The sequence below is a fragment of the Paenibacillus methanolicus genome (genome assembly GCF_008124765.1).
GTDB classification, from domain to species: Bacteria; Bacillota; Bacilli; order Paenibacillales; family Paenibacillaceae; genus Paenibacillus_Z; species Paenibacillus_Z methanolicus.
This window is the reverse complement of record NZ_VNHS01000007.1, coordinates 23,918-41,063: the sequence shown is the minus strand read 5'-3', so window position 1 is coordinate 41,063 and position 17,146 is coordinate 23,918. Positions and strand designations below refer to the sequence as shown.

13 protein-coding genes and 3 pseudogenes are annotated in these 17,146 nt (G+C 48.3%); 3 read left to right on the top strand and 13 right to left on the bottom strand.

Annotation, left to right across the window (positions count from 1 at the left end):
• The first annotated feature begins 129 nt into the window (after nucleotides 1-129).
• Nucleotides 130-969, top strand: coding sequence for an SDR family NAD(P)-dependent oxidoreductase (locus BCM02_RS18560; RefSeq protein WP_148930624.1), 840 nt, complete (start codon nucleotides 130-132; stop codon nucleotides 967-969).
• A 103-nt stretch (nucleotides 970-1,072) separates the two neighbouring features.
• Here the strand turns inward: BCM02_RS18560 and BCM02_RS18555 are convergent, their stop codons facing one another.
• Nucleotides 1,073-1,681: a TetR/AcrR family transcriptional regulator gene (locus tag BCM02_RS18555; protein ID WP_148930623.1), complete on the bottom strand. Its 609-nt coding sequence runs from the start codon at nucleotides 1,679-1,681 to the stop codon at nucleotides 1,073-1,075.
• Between the two features lie 172 nt (nucleotides 1,682-1,853).
• On the opposite strand from BCM02_RS18555, the gene BCM02_RS18550 reads away from it, so the two are divergent.
• Nucleotides 1,854-3,083: an MFS transporter gene (locus BCM02_RS18550; protein ID WP_148930622.1), complete on the top strand. Its 1,230-nt coding sequence runs from the start codon at nucleotides 1,854-1,856 to the stop codon at nucleotides 3,081-3,083.
• Between the two features lie 362 nt (nucleotides 3,084-3,445).
• On the opposite strand, the gene BCM02_RS18545 is transcribed toward BCM02_RS18550, so the two are convergent.
• A complete protein-coding gene (locus BCM02_RS18545) occupies nucleotides 3,446-3,886 on the bottom strand; it encodes a GNAT family N-acetyltransferase (protein WP_148930621.1) in 441 nt (146 codons plus the stop codon).
• Nucleotides 3,887-4,006: 120 nt separating this feature from the next.
• Here BCM02_RS18545 and BCM02_RS18540 point away from each other — a divergent pair, with 120 nt between their 5' ends.
• A complete protein-coding gene (locus tag BCM02_RS18540; RefSeq protein ID WP_148930620.1) occupies nucleotides 4,007-5,389 on the top strand; it encodes an aminotransferase-like domain-containing protein in 1,383 nt (460 codons plus the stop codon).
• Between the two features lie 173 nt (nucleotides 5,390-5,562).
• On the opposite strand, the gene BCM02_RS18535 is transcribed toward BCM02_RS18540, so the two are convergent.
• The 11 genes and pseudogenes from BCM02_RS18535 to BCM02_RS18490 form a co-directional block, all read right to left on the bottom strand.
• Complete coding sequence (locus BCM02_RS18535) at nucleotides 5,563-5,763, bottom strand: tautomerase family protein (RefSeq protein ID WP_148930619.1); 201 nt, start codon at nucleotides 5,761-5,763, stop codon at nucleotides 5,563-5,565.
• A gap of 478 nt (nucleotides 5,764-6,241) precedes the next feature.
• Nucleotides 6,242-7,985: pseudogene (locus BCM02_RS18525) on the bottom strand (response regulator).
• A gap of 347 nt (nucleotides 7,986-8,332) precedes the next feature.
• A pseudogene (locus BCM02_RS18520) lies at nucleotides 8,333-9,364 on the bottom strand (erythromycin esterase family protein); the annotation flags it as partial.
• A complete protein-coding gene (locus BCM02_RS36630) occupies nucleotides 9,331-9,480 on the bottom strand; it encodes a hypothetical protein (protein WP_425466190.1) in 150 nt (49 codons plus the stop codon). The pseudogene BCM02_RS18520 and the gene BCM02_RS36630, both read right to left, overlap by 34 nt.
• Before the next feature lie 85 nt (nucleotides 9,481-9,565).
• Nucleotides 9,566-10,081, bottom strand: a pseudogene (locus tag BCM02_RS18515) (sensor domain-containing protein); the annotation flags it as partial.
• A gap of 148 nt (nucleotides 10,082-10,229) precedes the next feature.
• Nucleotides 10,230-10,463, bottom strand: coding sequence for a CBO0543 family protein (locus tag BCM02_RS36625; RefSeq protein ID WP_425466189.1), 234 nt, complete (start codon nucleotides 10,461-10,463; stop codon nucleotides 10,230-10,232).
• A 451-nt stretch (nucleotides 10,464-10,914) separates the two neighbouring features.
• Complete coding sequence (locus tag BCM02_RS18510; protein ID WP_148930617.1) at nucleotides 10,915-11,454, bottom strand: hypothetical protein; 540 nt, start codon at nucleotides 11,452-11,454, stop codon at nucleotides 10,915-10,917.
• 966 nt (nucleotides 11,455-12,420) lie between these two features.
• Nucleotides 12,421-13,017 (bottom strand): TetR/AcrR family transcriptional regulator, encoded by a 597-nt coding sequence (locus BCM02_RS18505; RefSeq protein WP_148930616.1) that lies wholly within the window; start codon nucleotides 13,015-13,017, stop codon nucleotides 12,421-12,423.
• Nucleotides 13,018-13,081: 64 nt separating this feature from the next.
• Entirely contained in the window at nucleotides 13,082-14,554 is a 1,473-nt protein-coding gene (locus tag BCM02_RS18500) for an NAD(P)/FAD-dependent oxidoreductase (protein ID WP_246183446.1), read from the bottom strand.
• A 225-nt stretch (nucleotides 14,555-14,779) separates the two neighbouring features.
• Nucleotides 14,780-16,090 carry a 6-phospho-beta-glucosidase gene (locus tag BCM02_RS18495; RefSeq protein ID WP_148930614.1) on the bottom strand — a complete coding sequence of 437 codons (1,311 nt, stop codon included), beginning with the start codon at nucleotides 16,088-16,090 and terminating at the stop codon, nucleotides 14,780-14,782.
• Nucleotides 16,087-17,067, bottom strand: a complete 981-nt coding sequence (locus BCM02_RS18490; RefSeq protein WP_148930613.1) for an N-acetylglucosamine kinase — start codon at nucleotides 17,065-17,067, stop codon at nucleotides 16,087-16,089. Before BCM02_RS18490 ends, BCM02_RS18495 begins: the two co-directional genes overlap by 4 nt.
• Nucleotides 17,068-17,146 lie beyond the last annotated feature (79 nt).

Sequence of the window (17,146 nt, the reverse complement as noted above, 5' to 3'; positions counted from 1 at the left end):
AGTTAATACCATGCTAACTTATTTGAAATTCCGCACCAAGCTGCTAAGCCGTAACATTAGAGAAGAACGAAAGAGAAAACAGAAGCTTGAAAAATACTACACACAGAAACTGTATTGGAGGAGAATACGATGGAAAACAAAGTCTGGTTCATTACAGGAGCCTCTCACGGATTAGGGCGCATTTGGGCGGAGGCCGCACTCTCTCGCGGGGATAAGGTTGCCGCGACCGCGCGCACACCGGAAAGCATCGCCGAACTTAAGGAACGTTTTGGAGACGCTGTTCTCCCCTTAACGCTCGATGTAACCGATTCCCGGCAGGTCGAGCATGTCGTTCAGCAGGCTCATGCGCATTTCGGCAGGCTGGATGTCGTCCTAAACAATGCCGGTTACACACTGGTTGGCACGACTGAGGAGGCTAACGAATCCGACGTCCGCGAACTCTTTGACGCCAATTACTTTGGTATGCTTCGTGTCATCCAAGCTGCTCTGCCTCTGCTTCGACTACAGGGCAGCGGGCACATTCTCGGCGTCTCAAGTGCCATGGGGATTGTTGCGGCACCGCTCATCGGCTTCTATTGCGCTTCCAAATGGGCAGTCGAAGCACTGCACGATAGCCTTGCTCAAGAGGTAAAAAGCTTCGGCATTAAGGTCACGTTGCTCGAGCCGGGCGCCTTTGCAACCGACTTTGGAAGCCCCCTTTCCATGAAGACATCACAGGAATTGGAAGTCTACGCTGAACTTCGAAATCGGGTGTCCGTTCGGTTATCGACAGAAGAACGAGGCGATCCGAATGCGACGGCCGAAGCGATTCTTCAAATCATAGACGCCGAGGACCCACCTCTGCGGTTTGCGGTCGGCGCAGGGGTCTTGCCTTTAGTGCGCGGAGTCTATGCTGATCGTTTAGCCACTTGGGAGACATGGGAAGCTTTTTCGAACGGAGCGCAAGGAACGCCGATAAGCCGACGTTAGATTTGGAATTAGCAGAAAGCATGGAAACAGGGTGCAGCTGCCAAGGCAGCCCGTCCCCTGTTTTTTGCAATGCTTCCAACTGAGCCGATACGCAGACTTCCATTCAACTCTTCTGCCCGTTACTTAGTGTGGGAGCGGTGAGTAACGACAGCGCTGAGTTGACGCAGTTATCGATCCATTCCCGATTAGGATTTGATTTCTTTAATACGGTTATTCCGATAAAAGCTGCCACAAGGGAATGAGCTATTGCCCTGCAGTTGACCGATCCATCGATCTCTCCGGAGGTTACCCCCCGTTCAAGCGTATCTTCAAATATCGCTGCCAAGTATTGTTGATGCTCTCGTGTTAAAATTTCAAACTTCGCATCGTGCGGAGCTAACTCCACCATTGTATTAATGCAGAAGCAACCATTCCGCTCATGCGTTCCGTTAGGTAAAGCCCCTTCCAGAAACAAGAGCTCGAAAGCAGTCTTGACACTAGTCATTTTGTTAAGCTTCAAGCGAACGGATTTAGCATGTAATTGGTTATAAGTACGAAGCGCTGATTCAAACAAAGACAATTTGTCTCCGTATGCAGCATATAAACTAGATTTCTGAATCCCCATGCGAGATGTCAAGTCACTTAGCGAAGTAGCCTCGTACCCTTTTTCCCAAAAAACATGCATGGCTTCTGTCAGTGCCTTTTGTTCATCAAACTCGCGAGCTTTAGCCATAACGCCTCCCAATAAAAAACCGATCGGTACATTAAACGTGATATATAAACATAAGTATATGATACCGAAGCGTTTCGTAACAGTCAATATTTCGTTGACATCATTGAATTTTCATGAGTTAATTAGACTCGAAAATAAAAAACCGATCGGTACAAATGAGGGAGGTTTATCAATGTCAAGTTCCCCGAAGCTCCGTGCGAATTACAGGGAGTCAGAAGCTCAACTTTCGAGAGCAGCGCTTTTACTGTATTCGGTCATCTGCGGTTCGGCTGTAGCCACGGTTTATTATTCCCAACCTTTGCTTGATGCGATTGCTTTAGAATTTGGCATCCATAGCACGATCATCGGCACGGTAGTAACAGTGACACAGTTGTGTTATGCGTTTGGGCTGTTTTTCCTGGTTCCGCTAGGGGATTTGCTTGACCCGCGCCGGCTTGTAACCGGGATGCTGGTGTTGATAGCGATCGCTTTAAGTATCGTTGCGTTAGCTTCGAATACTTGGTTTCTGTTCATCGGCATGGGAATGGTTGGGTTCCAAGCTGTAGTTGCGCAAGTCCTTGTTGCACTTGCCGCTAATCGGGCACCGTTGCACAGTCGTGGCCGGGCCATTGGGGTCGTTACGAGCGGTATCGTACTAGGGATTCTACTTGGCCGCACCTTCTCAGGCACCTTAGCGGATATAGCCGGATGGCGATCCGTTTATATAGTCACGGCAGTAATCATGATCTGCATGGCTTATCTATTCCTGACCGTTACACCTGCTACACGGCGTCCGCCAAGTCAAAACACGTATCGGGGAATGCTTAGCTCCTTGAAGGATTTATTCGTTCAAATACCGCTATTGCGAATTCGCGGACTACTTGCCTTCTTCATTTTTTCGGACTTTAGTATTTTATGGTCCTCAATGGTATTGCCGATGAGCTCCCCTCCACTTTCGTTCAGCCACAGCGTCATTGGATTGTTTGGCCTTGCTGGTATAGCGGGGGCGTTGGCCGCCAGCAGTGCGGGACGAATGGCAGACCGGGGGTTAGGGCAACGGACGACGGGCATCGCTTTGTTACTGTTAATGTTTTCTTGGCTACCAATAGGGTTGCTACAGCATTCCATGTTGCTATTTATCATAGGTGTCGTTATGTTGGATTTCGCGGTGCAGGCGGTTCACGTTACGAATCAGAGTATGATATTAAGTGTTCGTCCAGAAGCGAGGAGCAGGCTAACCGCAGGGTACATGATCTTTTATTCCTTTGGAAGCGCAACAGGTGCAGTAGCGTCAACCTGGGTGTATTTTTGGGCGGGGTGGTTCGGCGTGTGCATACTGGGGGCCTTGATTAGCATGATAGCGGTGTTTTTTTGGGCATGTACTTTGAAAATGTCCTACCGCTCTACTCATGCACAGCAATGATGTGGAAGCCGGCCTTTTCGAGAACATTCGTATAGCCTTTGAAACTCTTTCATTTTACTCATATTCTCTTCCTCCCGATATATCATATTTGGACACCCAATGCTAACAAGATTAATACCATATATCGGAAATCCGCTGCCCGTTAGCGCAACGAAAAAGCAGCCGATCAGAGTGACCGGCTGCCGCGGCGTCATATTGAACGTTCTCCGTTAACTCAACGCCCACTGCTCCATATAATTGTTTATCCATTTGGCCAAACAGTCTCAGATAAACGGTCATAAAGCGCCACGTTGGATACTCGAATCCTCTTTCCCGTTCCGCTGCACCTTTGCTCCTGGATCGGTTCAAGATGCCCTCTATAATCAGTTAACAGAGCTTAAATTGTTCCAACACTTAGGGTCATGTACTACCCGCTGCATGGTGTCCACAGATTTGAAATTATACTGCTCATAAAATGTGTGCGCATCTTTTGTGAAAAGTCCGGTTGTCTTCACTTGCAAATCCGGATGTTCCACTATACAACTCAACAGCCATTTACCAAGTCCTTTCCCACGAAAATGAGGATCAATAATGACATCACAAACCCAAGCGAAAACGACATGATCCGTAATAACTCTTGCAAAACCGATCTGTTTCCCATCTTCAAACAAACCAAAACATATGGAGTTGCGCATACTTTGAACAATAACATCCTTGGGTCGCTCTGAAGCCCAGTAACTATTAGACAGCAGCTCATATACTGCATCTGTATCCATTCTTTCAAAACCGCAACAAATTAAATAATGATCTTTGTGCCATTCCATATTTGAACCTCCTTGTTTTTTATATCTATCTCCGTACACTTAGAGTATACTAACACTTCGAAAGTTAATATATGGTGATTATATTCATCTGTACAGGTACAGAAAAGAGGCCTCTCGCTAATGGATACAAAATACAACCAAATCATGGATGTAATTAAGGGACAAGTGATAAGCGGACAGCTGGGAGCTGGGAATAAACTTCCTTCTATTCGACAATTGTCCGAACGCTTTAGTTGTAGTAAAAACACGATAATACGAGCTTTTAACGAATTAGAAAAAGAACATTTGATTTATTCTGTTCCTAAAAGTGGATATTACGTTGTAAATGAATCTCAATCGACTAAATCCGATATCATGAACAAGAAGATCGATTTTTTGTCTGCTGGTCCGGATAAAGAAGCAATGCCCTACCTTGATTTCCAGCATTGTTTAAACCAAGCGATCGACATGTATAAAGATGAACTGTTTAATTACTCGGATCAACAAGGGTTTTACTCGCTTCGCCTCCAACTCGTAAAACATCTACAGGATTTACAGGTATTCACTGTTCCGGAGAGATTGTCTATTGTATCGGGATCGCAACAAGCTCTTAATCTGTTGGTGTCCATGCCATTTCCGAATGGAAAGGATAATATTTTACTCGAACAACCTACCTATTTTGGTCTTATCGATTCCGTTCAACTCCATAATAAAACCGCTTTTGGAATTGATCGTACAAGGGATGGCATTGATTTGAATCGCTTAGAGTTTATATTCCGAAACAATCAAATTAAATTTTTTTATACTGTACCAAGGTTTCATAATCCACTCGGATACAGCTATACAAACGAACAAAAGAAGAGAATTGTAGAGCTAGCACAAAAATACGATGTTTACATCGTTGAAGATGATTACTTGGGTTCACTTGATCCAAACCCGAAATCCGACCCCATGTTCGCTTATGATCCTTCCGGCAGAGTCATTTATATGAAGAGTTTCTCCAAAATCATGCTTCCTGGATTAAGACTTGGAGTAGCGATATTGCCTCATTTAATGGTTAGCACATTTTTGAGATACAAATTCAGCGCAGATTTCAATAGCTCGGCTCTTTCTCAAGGAGCATTGGAAATTTACTTAAAGAACGGTATGTTTAATGCGCACATCAAAAAAATCAAAGAACGATATCAAAGAAAAATGCAGTTACTTCAGGATGCATGTGAGCGATATTTACCTTCTGATACTTCCTATTCAAAACCTACTTCAGGATTTTATTTAACCGTATTTCTTCCTGAACTAATAAAGGCTAAACAAATGGTTCATTTATTGTTACAAGAGAATATCTTTGTAGATGATTCAACAAGGATGTTTTTACCCGAATACAGAAAGGAAAATATGCTTCGTTTGAGTGTTTCTCAAGTTGAGGAAAACCTGATCACGCAAGGGGTAGAACAAATTGCTCGGTGTATCACTCTCATCCATGAAAAGAAAGGTGTATATTTTCAAAGTCCCTCTTCTTTAATATGAACAGCTTACCTTTTTCAACTCGGAAAAAGGACAAGTTATAAGTAAAGCTAAGATTTAAGTTTCATGGCAAGTAAAGAAAGAGCAGCTGCCGCGATGGCAAGCTGCTCTGTGGCTCTAAGCTATTGTTCTCCGTTACTCCAACAAGCGAAGGAGAGTAGCTGCGACGACGGTATTCATTTTTCTCTCTTTCGGTAGTCATCAGTTAGAACACCTTCAAATCCCCAATTTTCCTCTTCGATCTCCTGTATAACGATATGAATATGTTCAGGCTTTTTGCCAAGAACAGTTACAAGTGTTTCCGTAAACTCCTTAACTATCTGCGCCTTTTGCTCGCGATTAGCACCTTTGGTTACCTGTAAGTTGATATATGGCATGTTAACTCCCCTTTGCTATAACGAATTAATCATCATTATACACTTCTCCGACAATCAACTATCGTCTCCTGTAAGCTGAATCAATCCTTCTCCAAAACATAGGTCCAAATTAGTTTAGTTCCTTCAAAAACGTAAATCCTTTCACATCGAGGACATCTCCACCAATCGTTTTTCGGTAACGGGATATCATATACGGAGTCCAATTTTAGAACTTCATCGAACTCAGAATCAGTAAATACTCGTAACTGTATATCATTTGGACATGCGCTAGTAGAAAGCAAATTACCACATTTACAAGCTAATTTAGCCAACAATAACACCTCGATTTTAACAATAATGGTTCTTACCATATTAACACATATTTGAAGTATCCTGCCTGATTCTCGACGACGGAAGGAGCAGCTGCGCGGCGGCACACTGCTCCTAGAGAAGTCTGAACTAACCCCTTCTTTTCGCCGGAATGCATACAAGTCCTAACTTAATGAATGATCCCGATATCCAGTGCTTTCTGGGAAGCCTCTTCCCTATTGTGTACGCCTAGCTTGATATAGGCAGAGGAGGCGTAGTTTCTGACCGTACCGTCCGACAAATTCAGTTTGGAGGCGATCGTCTTGTACCTCAGCCCTTTGGCAACAAGCTGCAAGATTTCGACTTCCCTGACGGTCAGCTCATAGTCGGCGGCAGCTTTCAATGGCGGAGATTGGCTGCTCCCATCGAATTCGGTGAACAAGCCGAATCGTATCCGCCACCTCAAGCGGTGCGGCCGATTTCAAGAGGAAACCGTCCGCGCCGTGACGCAATAAGTCCAACGCTTGGTCCGTATCCTGAAACGTCGTAAAAATCAATACACGGATATGCGGCCATTGCTGCTTGATCAATTTGGTTGCCTGTACTCCGTCCATGCGCGGCATATCTAAATCCATAAGCACCACGTGGGGCTGAAGCGTTTCGCACAGGTCGACGGCTCGCTCGCCATCCTCAGCCAATCCGACTACGTCGAGATCTTGGTCATCGTCAAACAATGCCCGCAGACTTTCCCGAATAATCGGTTGATCGTCGGCAACCAGCAGACGAATAAGTTCTTCCGCCTTTTCCGCTGGTCTGGGCAAATTACAGACGACAAGCGTCCCATCTCCCGGCCTCGTATAGATGGACACTTGACCTTGCAGATTCATCGCCCGCTCCTTCATCGCGTTCATGCCAAAGCCCTCTCGCCATTCTTCCATCCCTCTTCCGTTATCCTGCACCTCGAGCCTCGTATATTGCTGCGCGAATTGCAGCGTAACGGTAATTCCCGTTGCCTGGCCGTGTCGAACCGCATTGGTCAGCGACTCCTGCAAACAGCGGATGAATGTCATTTTCGCTTGCCGGGACAGCGGGTACTCCTCGCCGTACGCGCTAACGTTCACGTCGACTTGGGCATGCGCTTGAAATTCATCGCCAAGCTTTTGCAAAGAATTGACCAAGGAGAGCGGTTGCTGCGCAGACTCCATTTGATGCAGGTATCGCCTCACTTCCTCGATACTATTGCGGCCCAGCTCCAACAAGGAATCCAGCCTCTTCGTACCGGTCTCGGTAGCAAGCTCGGAACGCAGCGTTTCCATTCCCATGATGATGGATGTATAAGCATGACCGACGGTATCGTGAAGTTCCCTCGACAGCCGGTTTCGTTCTTCTGCCAGCGTAATGCGTTCGATTTGGGACATATATTGCTCAAGCACCTTATTTTGCTTGCGGATCGTTGTATTCTGCCGATGATTGACGATCAACAAATGAAAAGCGAATCCCATCACATAAGCAAGTCCATAGTAGGTGACCATGAACCAATAGCCGTTGCTTGGCGCAACCGCATGGAAAATTCCCGGCAATATAAAGACGGTTGCCGGGGCCGTCCAACGATAGGACTGACGAGCGCTATTCGCCGCGGTAAGAAAAGCGGATACCAGGAATGTAAGATAGGCTCCCGGAAATAGCGAAGTTAAATGAATGCATAGTCCGCCAAATAGCAGGATTTCCGTGAATAGATAATATTTATAGTTCAGCTGCAAACAAACCCATGGAATAGAGAAAGCGGCAATCTCTAAAAAAATGACGATCCACAGAGGCAGCGCCAAACCGTCACGAAAACTTATCGTCGTAAAGATGAGTGAAAAGCTAGTAATAAGGCGGAGCCCCAGCATAATCCAATCATACCAAACCCATTGTTTCACCATATCCAACAAGTCGTTCCACCACTAAGCAGCATCTGTTTTGTTTCCCATCCTATTATAGTCTAAACCTTCATGCGGGCACGACCATTGCATGAACCTATAGACGGTTTATAGTGTCATATCCGCATCATGCGGCTTTTTGCGTCAACCCTACCAGTGTAAAAATGTCATATGACATTTTCGGCTGTGCTCTATCGCCTAGGGGAGATGGCAAACAGCAAAAGATGGACGCTATCGTATAGCGGCCATCTTGAACATTATCTATCTACAATATTAACCTAAATGGAGGGTATAGTTTCCCCCGCCGCACGCGCATTGGATTTGAGCAAGGAACTTTCGACATTGAGGTAACGATTTTATTAATTCAGTTGATATGGATTCACGTTCTGAATGTGAACGAGGATATCGAATGTTTGACCTAATGATACATCAACCGCTGTTGGGATATCCGGACCTACGGTAGTTATGCCGGCGAAAAAGGGATGCTGCTCGTTTAGCCACGTTTTTGTCACCCCGCTTGCCTTACGTAAATCAACAACAAACTGGTCGTAATCGACTTGTCCAAACGTATGGTTGTAACTATTCGGATCATCTAATTTTAATGTTCCATAGGGCCCGAATTGTTGGCTACGGTTATAAACATTGTAACGTCCTTCAAAGACAGATGTTCCAATGGATACATACCGTTCTCCATAATGTTCGGCCAAATGCTGCCCCGCTACTTTAGGGTATATGAAAGGGATCAAATTCGTTTTCGACACGTGTCCATTATGGCCCCACACGATTGTTTTGCCTACCTGTTCTTCGGTCCACTTCGCATTTTCATACATGGCAATATCATGTTTCAAATAGAAGTCTTCCGGGTTATCCGGATAGGAAGCGGCCATTGTCGTAAATTGCTCGATAATCCGAGCATTTTGTTTGATCCACGCGAACTCTCGGGATTTTCCATTCCGTTTACTTTTATTTTGTTCTAGTAACGCGCTGATTTGTTTCGCATCAGCAACATATCGCTCTTTATATTCTTTCTTAAGGCCGCCAAAGGTATCGATATCCTTCGTTACCGGAATAAGGACTTTCATCTTTTTTTCGAAACGAGTTACAAGTTTTGGATGATGTTTCTTTACATACGCGATGATATTGTTATACACATTCTCATTTACGGTTTGGATATCCATCCCGATGATCCGTATTTTGGATGCATGCTTCGGATCCGCATTATATTGGCGCATCCATTGAAGCAAATTTATGATTTCTTTCGTGTTAAATATAGGCGTTAGATATTGGCTGGGGTCCCCTTTACCCGTAAGAACATAGCGATCGAGTCCCAATGCTCTGTCCCATCCCTCTTCTAACACTAGGGCGTTAAAGCCCATTTCAAGTACCAAATACAGGGAATTGTAATAGAAGCTTCTGCTTTCGAAGTCGCATTGGTATTCCCCATAAAACTAGTCAGTGTCAATGTAATCATCGAAGCAGCAATTGCGATAACGATTTTCTTGTTCATATAATCCTCCTAAAATACTGTATGACTTGGTTGGATACGTTATATTTCAGTTCAGGTACAAAGGCAAAGACAGGCGACAAAACAGCTACCGGTTGAGCTCCCTAATCATGCTGCGTGTATAACCGCCTATTTTTTTCGCCAAACCATCAGCCAGCTTGGAGCTAAATGCTGCAAGCACGACTCCCACAGCCATGAAAAGAAGGGCATTCGCAAACGTGTCGACCTCTATGAAAATGAAATTCATCTTGATGTGCCGATACAACAGCGGTGCCAACAGGCACGCAAAGGGGACTACATAGATGACGGCCGCACAGGCGAGACTAACGAGTCCAATCAAAAACTTTCGCATTAACCAAAAGACGGCGCGCCAGTTGCGGCGGTCCGTAAGTTCAAATTTGGATTGAGCCCAGACGGATGCGCCTGTTGTTCCTTTGCTCTCGTAAGGCTCTGTCGTGATATCCGTATACAATTTCGTCTGCGTCCGTTCGAATTGAATGAACGTTGTCGTCGTTGACAATACGCGTGTAACCAGGGGGATGCCGATTACTGTGAATGCAAGACTTAAACCGAACGACAAAGCCACCATGTAAAAGCAAAAGTATATTTACCCACCCAGGCTACTTCATCGGGTCTTCGCTATCCCACTCTCTCGCTGATCAGAAAGAGGACAAAGTAAATGGGGACGGAATAGAGCAAGTTCCAATGAACCAACCGATAAAACCCGAGCCATAGAAAAAATGTTTCTCCTACTATACTAGTGAGCGAAAAATGGCTGCTTTCCAGTACGCCGACAGCTGCGGTTTAACTTGAATGAGGAACATGATTAATACAGGGAGAAGACAAAAATCCCATGGTACATAGCTTGGAATCGTCGGTATGGCGAGTCCTGTGTAATACCATAGACCAAGTATAACTCCGTTAAAATCGAGCCATGAGGAAATGATGAGCGCCGTAAAACTCGCAAGCAGTAACTGTCCGCGCATTTTCTTATCGTGACAGCACGCCCTTCCCGACCTCATTTAGCTTTTCAGGATCTTGTATAGGTTTAATGTTCATTAGACGGCTTCACCTCAATTACCAAAAAGCGTTATTTTATTTAGTTACTATTTCCTAAAATGCCTTTTTAAACACATTACTGTAGTAAGGAAAACTGCGCGTAGCGTAACGAAAAGAAGCCGATCCTCATGGCCGGCTTCCGCTGTCTGTATGGAGCTAGCGTCTCCATTTGCACGACAAAGGCCGCCGATCTATCCCATCGGCAGCCTCGTTTTGTTGGGTCATTTCGCTATCGCACCTGTTACGGAGCTGTGTTACTAATCTGCTTTAGAAAACCATTCTTTGAGGCTGTATCAATTAACTGCTAAATATCTTGACTTGCTGTTAACCCCTGCACTATTGATATCGATTCAACATAACCTCCTTTACATGATTGGATCACAGTTGTTGATTGCACAGCAGGCACCCGTGGCAAGACAAGTAGATCCGATGTACAGCGCACTTGGGAAAATCAACCGGTATTGTAGGGCGCGAATCGCCCTCATCCGCTGACGACCACTCCGCGTATTCACCCGGGTCGACGTCCTCCAATTGGAACGCATCAATTAATAACCGGAAGTGTTTCAGCATGCGGAGCGCTGACTCTTCTGCTGGTACGTACTCTAATTCGGACCACCGGTGTTTATTTGCGGCCCGGTCAATGACTGACAATAAGAATGCTTTATGTTCATGAAAATCTTCCACTGTCCAAGGCATTTCATCAATGCTGAAACTTACGGTCCCGATGCCGACGACGGACTGGTCGCGTTGATTAAGCCAAATGATGAACTCTTTTTCTCTATCCGCGATGGCGCTGTCAGAGCCGCTCAGGGCAAGTAAGTCGAGCAAAAGGGAAGTGGCGCCATTTGACATGTACAGGTCAGGCGGCTCTCTATCGATCCCCGTTAAATTGCGTTTCAGATCGATTGTATTGGCCATCTAGCCAGTCCCCCCAATAAATTCAAAAATGGTTGGTTGAGTTAACGTTTCCCGTTAGATGAATAATTTTTCCTCGGATTTTTATATTTAAACAAAAGGATTACTTGAGCAACTAAACTTAGAAAAGTACAAATACAAAATAGTATAAAGGTAAACTGGTGCAGCCAATATTTTTCGGTCGCATCGTTCATATCATTTCCAATGATGTATTTAGAAGTGCAAAAGTAACTTAAATGATGTCCTAGTAGGAGTACAATTATCGTCGCTATATATTCGACAAGGAAGAATTTCTTGTTCCCTTTCCGAGCGTTAGAAAAGTTGGTCAGAACAAGTAAGCTTGGTAACAGTAGAAGAATACCCAAGAGAAATAACAAACTACTCCACCAAACAGGAACAATGTATGAATGAATAAGTGATACCAACCAAAATACTAAAATGAATGGCAAGTTAGTTTTTATCAAGGTTTTTATTTCACACACCACCCTATAGACAATGAGCTATCTCTAGAACAATACCACGCTATGCTGCCCTTCGACAGAAGGAGCAGCAACCGCGTTTTGAAAATGCTCCTCCATCTGACTGATCCAAATAAAATCCAATTTCCTTGTCATTTTTATAGGTTATAGCAGTGTATTGTTTGTATTTTACTTATTCGACAACTTCGATGTTGTTCGAGCTAATAAAATCTTCAATAACTTTATCACTAGGACTGTCTGTTAATGCTCGATTGACATCCAGTAAGAACAACCCAGAGCGAAATGGATACAAAGGTTATCTTTATTCGAATAATGGTTAACCTCCAAAATCCAGTGTATTATGATCCAGGACATTCTCGCATCCAGTTAGACGCTCGATTGCTAACTTAAGTTGCATTGCCCCGCCTGTTAACGCAATGAAGCTGCCGATCATGTCGGCAGCTTCGTCCTGGTTGCTTTCACTTCTTATGCTCCTTCATATAAGCGAAACCTAAAGGGGGCTAATTAACCGCAGCAGCATATCTACCTTCGGCATCCGATAGTCCTCCATCCCGTTCGAATGGATCACCATGATCCCGGAGAGAACCGTTAAATAACAAGCAATTAACTCTCCGGGATCCCCTGCCCGTAATTCACCGGCTTGCTGACCTTCTTGGAATATCGGAAGCAGGACATCGATATACCGCTCCATTGAATATTGCTCCAGAAGCTGCTTGACTTGCTCCGGTACGCCATCGGACGTACGCGCTTGGTGGATAAGCATGAAGTACGGGGCTCCGCTTACATCCAGAATTCCTGTCGTCAACGCCCTGATTTTCTCGATAGGCGTGCCCGGTAGTTCATAGATGCTTCGGATACCCATCTCCGACTCGGACATCGCCTCTTGCACGAGAGTCGTGAACAACTCGTCTTTCGATTTGAAGTAATGGTAAAGCAATCCGCTGCTAATGCCCGCGGTTTCAGCGATCATGCTCATCTTGGCGCTAAGAATGCCTTTACGGGCAAAAACCTGTATAGCCGCCGCCTTGATTTGCTCTCGTCGTTCGTCGCGGATCTGAATCAATTGTTCATCGTTTAACGGTGCCACTATCTCGAGCTCCTCTACCTGGTTGTTTGATTCCTCCATTATACCAGATCTTATCGCGGCCTTTTTACTCAAAAGGAGCTTCCGAGAAGCGAGGCAGCAGTTCCTCCAGCATCTCCTCGACCGTCTCTCCGTTTGCCGCCTTCTGTTGTAGATCGGACAGCAGCACCTTTCCTTCATCCGAGTCAGATAGAACCTCGACAACCATTTGCGGATTGAAAATGTGACGAGGGGATACGGTTAGCGTATTCACAGCCCAATAGAGCCCGTAAAGCCGCCAATCCGGCTTGCTCGTCGCTTGTTTGAGAAACAGCTCCATATATTCCCGGCTAAAAGCATTGCCCGCGCTCGAATCCGAACCATCGTAGGCAACGCCCTCCCATCGAAGGTCGGCCGTACAGTTCAGCCAGAACGCCGGTTCGATCGCTTCTTTCATGCGTTGAAGCGCGTTCCGCTCCCAATCCGGACGTTCATTGTCGCGGCGTTCCAGCAGGCAGGAATTCAGTATTTCCGTCGCGATCGCGGCAACGGTCATCCCTTGACCGAAAATCGGGTCATAGATACAGTAAGCATCTCCCAATACCAGCAAACCCGCAGGCCAGCGGGACATCTGCTCATAACGGTGACAATACAGCTCCGGGACTCGGAAGCCTCTAGGAGAAGTGATCGGTTCCAGCTCGCGCACGATTTCTGATATTTTGGGACTCGGCAGCTGGCTCAAGGCGTGTTCGAATTCGTCGGCATCCGTCGGAGGGTAGTTCCCGCCCGGACGGTAGAGCAGCACTTCGGCCGTTCCGTGCTCAATAAAGGAGAACACGCCTGTATAGGTACCGGCGGCAGGCTTTCCTTGAATGTTGATGACATCCCACTGGTCGATTAGGGTAGTTAGATGCGGCGGCACTTTATATCGGCGGGTGCTGTATCCAAGCGAAACCTTCAACCGATCCGGTTGAGGGACTTCGTAATCCAAGTCTTCCAGCCATTCCGAAAGTTTGGACGACCGCCCGCTCGCATCTATAACGAGATCAGCTCGAATCGCTTTCTCCTGAAGGGATTGATCGCGATCTCTAGCTTGAATACCGGTCACGACTAACCGATCGGAGGTCGTCAATAACCCGATGACATCGTGCTTGGGCAGGAAGTCTACGTTCGGAATCGCGTATACGCGCTGGCGGATAACCCACTCCAACACGGCCCGGCTGAATTTGTAATCATCCCGGTCATACTTCATCTCCAGACTCCCGTGTTGGTTCATGAAAAACAGGGCTTTGTTCAGCGATGAAGGGGAGCCTTGTGCCGCCAAATCCTGCTCAAACCCGGGAAAGAGTCGTTCCGTGATTGCTTTGCCTCGCGCCGTGAAGCGATGCGGATGGAAAGCCTGCGGCGTACCCAGGCGAAGACCAGGCTCGGATGGAAAATCGTCCTTCTCGACGATTACGACCTGCGCGTAATGATCCGAGAGTACGCGCGCAGTCATTAGTCCCGCCATACCTCCACCGATAACGATCGCTTTGCTGCGGTTCAGTTGATTTGTCATCATAAATCCCCTCTCCATTTTCAATTGACTCGCTCAATCATAAATTCGGGAGGAAAGATGCCTGGGTGGGTTTAGGTTTTTTGATTGAACGGTTCATTCAATGTTATTATATGGAGGGACCTAGATATTGTCAACTCGCATATTTCTCTCCGGACATTCAGGACCGCTACCACGCTAAAAAGCCGCCCGCCTCCGAGCTCAGTGCTCATGAGGCGGACAGCCATTGCGTTACGAAGTGGTCTGGAAAAATTGCGGCAAGTAAGCTCGGTTCCGATTCAGCATCTCGTCCAGCATCTCCTCGGCCATGCTCGCGGAATCGATCAGCGGATGGCTGGCCAGCGCGAGCAAAGCCGTATCGCGGCTGCCGGTGACGGCCGCTTCGATGGCGATACGCTCATACGTCTTCACCGCTTGGATGAGACCGACCGCCGCCGCGGGAACGGTCGTCACCGGCTGTACGAGCGGCCCGGCCGACGTCACCTTGCAGTTCGCTTCGATGCAGGCGTCGGCCGGCAGGAACGGCAGCGTATCGCCATTGGCGACATTGAGCGTCTGCATATCGCCCGCGTCGTTATAGAGCGAATTCATTAGATGGACCGCCGCCTCCGAGTAATAGGCGCCGCCGCGCTGCTCGAGCTGAGGCGGCTTATGGGACAGCTCCGGATCACGATACACCTCGAACAATTCTTCTTCGAGCCGCTTCACCGTCTCCGCCCGGTTCTCTCCTCTGCCGTGCGCTTCGCGCTGCTCGGCAAGCATCTCGCGATGGAGGTAGAAGTACTTCAAGTAATAGGACGGGATCGCGCCCAAGGACCGGATCAACCGCTCGTTCCAGGCAAGCTGGGGCACGTTGCTCGCCGAATACGCCTCCCCGCCGCCAAGGATCTCTTCCAGCTTCGACGCGCCGTCCACCTCGATGCGGCTGATCCAATGCAAATGATTCAGCCCCACGAATTCGCAGGCGATCCGGTCGACGGGCACGTTATAGAGCCCGGACAACCACTTGTACGCGGCAATCGGCGAGTTGCACAGCCCGATCGAGCGGATACTCGAATGCTTCAGGATCGCTTCCGTCACCATCCCGGCCGGGTTCGCGAAGTTAAGCAGCCACGCATCCGGGCACAGCTCCTCCATATCCTTGCAAATATCCAGCAGGACCGGGATCGTCCGCAGCGCCTTCATCATGCCGCCCGCGCCGGTCGTCTCCTGCCCCAGGAATCCGTACCGGAGCGGGATCGACTCATCCCAGCCGCGCGCCTCGAGCAGTCCGACCCGCAATTGCGTCAGCACGTAGGCGGCGCCCTCCAGCGCCGAACGACGGTCCAGCGTCAATCGGACCGCGATCGGCAATCCAGACTTCTCGATCATGCGCTGCGCGAGCTGGCCCACGATCGACAGTTTCCGTTCTCCTTGCTCGATATCGACAAGCACGATCTCCGTCACCGGGAACGACGGATAGTTCCGGATGAAACCTTCGATCAGCTCCGGCGTGTAGGAAGATCCGCCGCCGATGACGGCGATTTTCAGATGATGCGTCATGACTCAACCCGCTCCTTTATCGCCAAGTCGAGATGAAGCTGTTCGTAGACGGCTTCCCGGACGTCGCGGCCGTCTCGCTCCATCGCCAGCAGCAGGGCGCCGGCGGCCGGTTCGAGTTCCAACGTGCGCAGCGTGCAGCCAGGCGCTTCGGGCAGGACGAGTTCCTCGATGGCGGCGACCAGATGCCGGTTGTCGCTGCGCGTCAATACGCTGCCGACCATGACGAGGTCGAACGCATCCCGCTCCATCCCAAGCTTCCGGATCACGGCGCGCGCGGCCAGTCCAAGCTCGGTTCCCTGCTTCGCGAGCACCCTTCTCGCCGCGTCATCCTCGTCGGCCGCCTCGAAGAGCAGCTTCGCCAGCGTATGCGGCGCCCGCTTGCCCTCGTCCAAGTAGTGATGGAACATCGACTCGACCGAGTCATGGCCTAGCGCTTCGAGCGCGAGCGCCGTCAGCTTCGTCGGTTCTTCTCGGCCTTCCCAAGCGCGAACGACCGTCCGGAACACCTCGACCGCCAGTTCGCTCCCGCCGCCGAAATCGCCGAATTCATAGCCGAAGCCGCCGACCTGTAGACTCTCGCCGCTTGCGTTGACGCCATAGCAGTTCGTGCCGCTGCCGCATATAATGACGACGCCGTCCGGCTGCCTCGTCCCGGCGCGAAGGCCGATGACCGTATCGCACACCACGTCATGCCGCTCGAATCCTAACCCCGTCGCCAGCGGACGCAAAATTCGAAAGTCCGCCTCCCTGTCCGCGCCGGCAAGGCCGAACATCGCATAAGTGATGTCCGACTGCGCAAGCTCCGCTTCCCGCAGCGCAAGTGCGATCGCTTCCCGGATGCTCTGTTCGGCGATGGTTACGCCAATCTGATGGTTGCCGCAGCCGCTCTTGCCTCGACCAACTACCCGCCCCTTATCATCCGCGATAACCGCGAGCGTCTTGCTGCCTCCGCCATCCACGCCCAAATAATATGTCAATTCCAATCGCTCCCATTAATCGAAGATGAGACGGGCCGGTTGCACGCGCGGCTGCCGCGCCGGCCCGATCGGCTCGGCT

Coding starts and splice junctions, on each gene's coding strand:
- BCM02_RS36625 (WP_425466189.1), bottom strand. CDS start 10,463: ATGCGCGGACAGTTACTGCTTGCGAGTTTTACGGCGCTCATCATTTCC.
- BCM02_RS18540 (WP_148930620.1), top strand. CDS start 4,007: ATGGATACAAAATACAACCAAATCATGGATGTAATTAAGGGACAAGTG.
- BCM02_RS18510 (WP_148930617.1), bottom strand. CDS start 11,454: ATGGCCAATACAATCGATCTGAAACGCAATTTAACGGGGATCGATAGA.
- BCM02_RS18495 (WP_148930614.1), bottom strand. CDS start 16,090: ATGACGCATCATCTGAAAATCGCCGTCATCGGCGGCGGATCTTCCTAC.
- BCM02_RS18500 (WP_246183446.1), bottom strand. CDS start 14,554: ATGATGACAAATCAACTGAACCGCAGCAAAGCGATCGTTATCGGTGGA.
- BCM02_RS18535 (WP_148930619.1), bottom strand. CDS start 5,763: ATGCCATATATCAACTTACAGGTAACCAAAGGTGCTAATCGCGAGCAA.
- BCM02_RS18545 (WP_148930621.1), bottom strand. CDS start 3,886: ATGGAATGGCACAAAGATCATTATTTAATTTGTTGCGGTTTTGAAAGA.
- BCM02_RS36630 (WP_425466190.1), bottom strand. CDS start 9,480: ATGAACAAGAAAATCGTTATCGCAATTGCTGCTTCGATGATTACATTG.
- BCM02_RS18555 (WP_148930623.1), bottom strand. CDS start 1,681: ATGGCTAAAGCTCGCGAGTTTGATGAACAAAAGGCACTGACAGAAGCC.
- BCM02_RS18550 (WP_148930622.1), top strand. CDS start 1,854: ATGTCAAGTTCCCCGAAGCTCCGTGCGAATTACAGGGAGTCAGAAGCT.
- BCM02_RS18560 (WP_148930624.1), top strand. CDS start 130: ATGGAAAACAAAGTCTGGTTCATTACAGGAGCCTCTCACGGATTAGGG.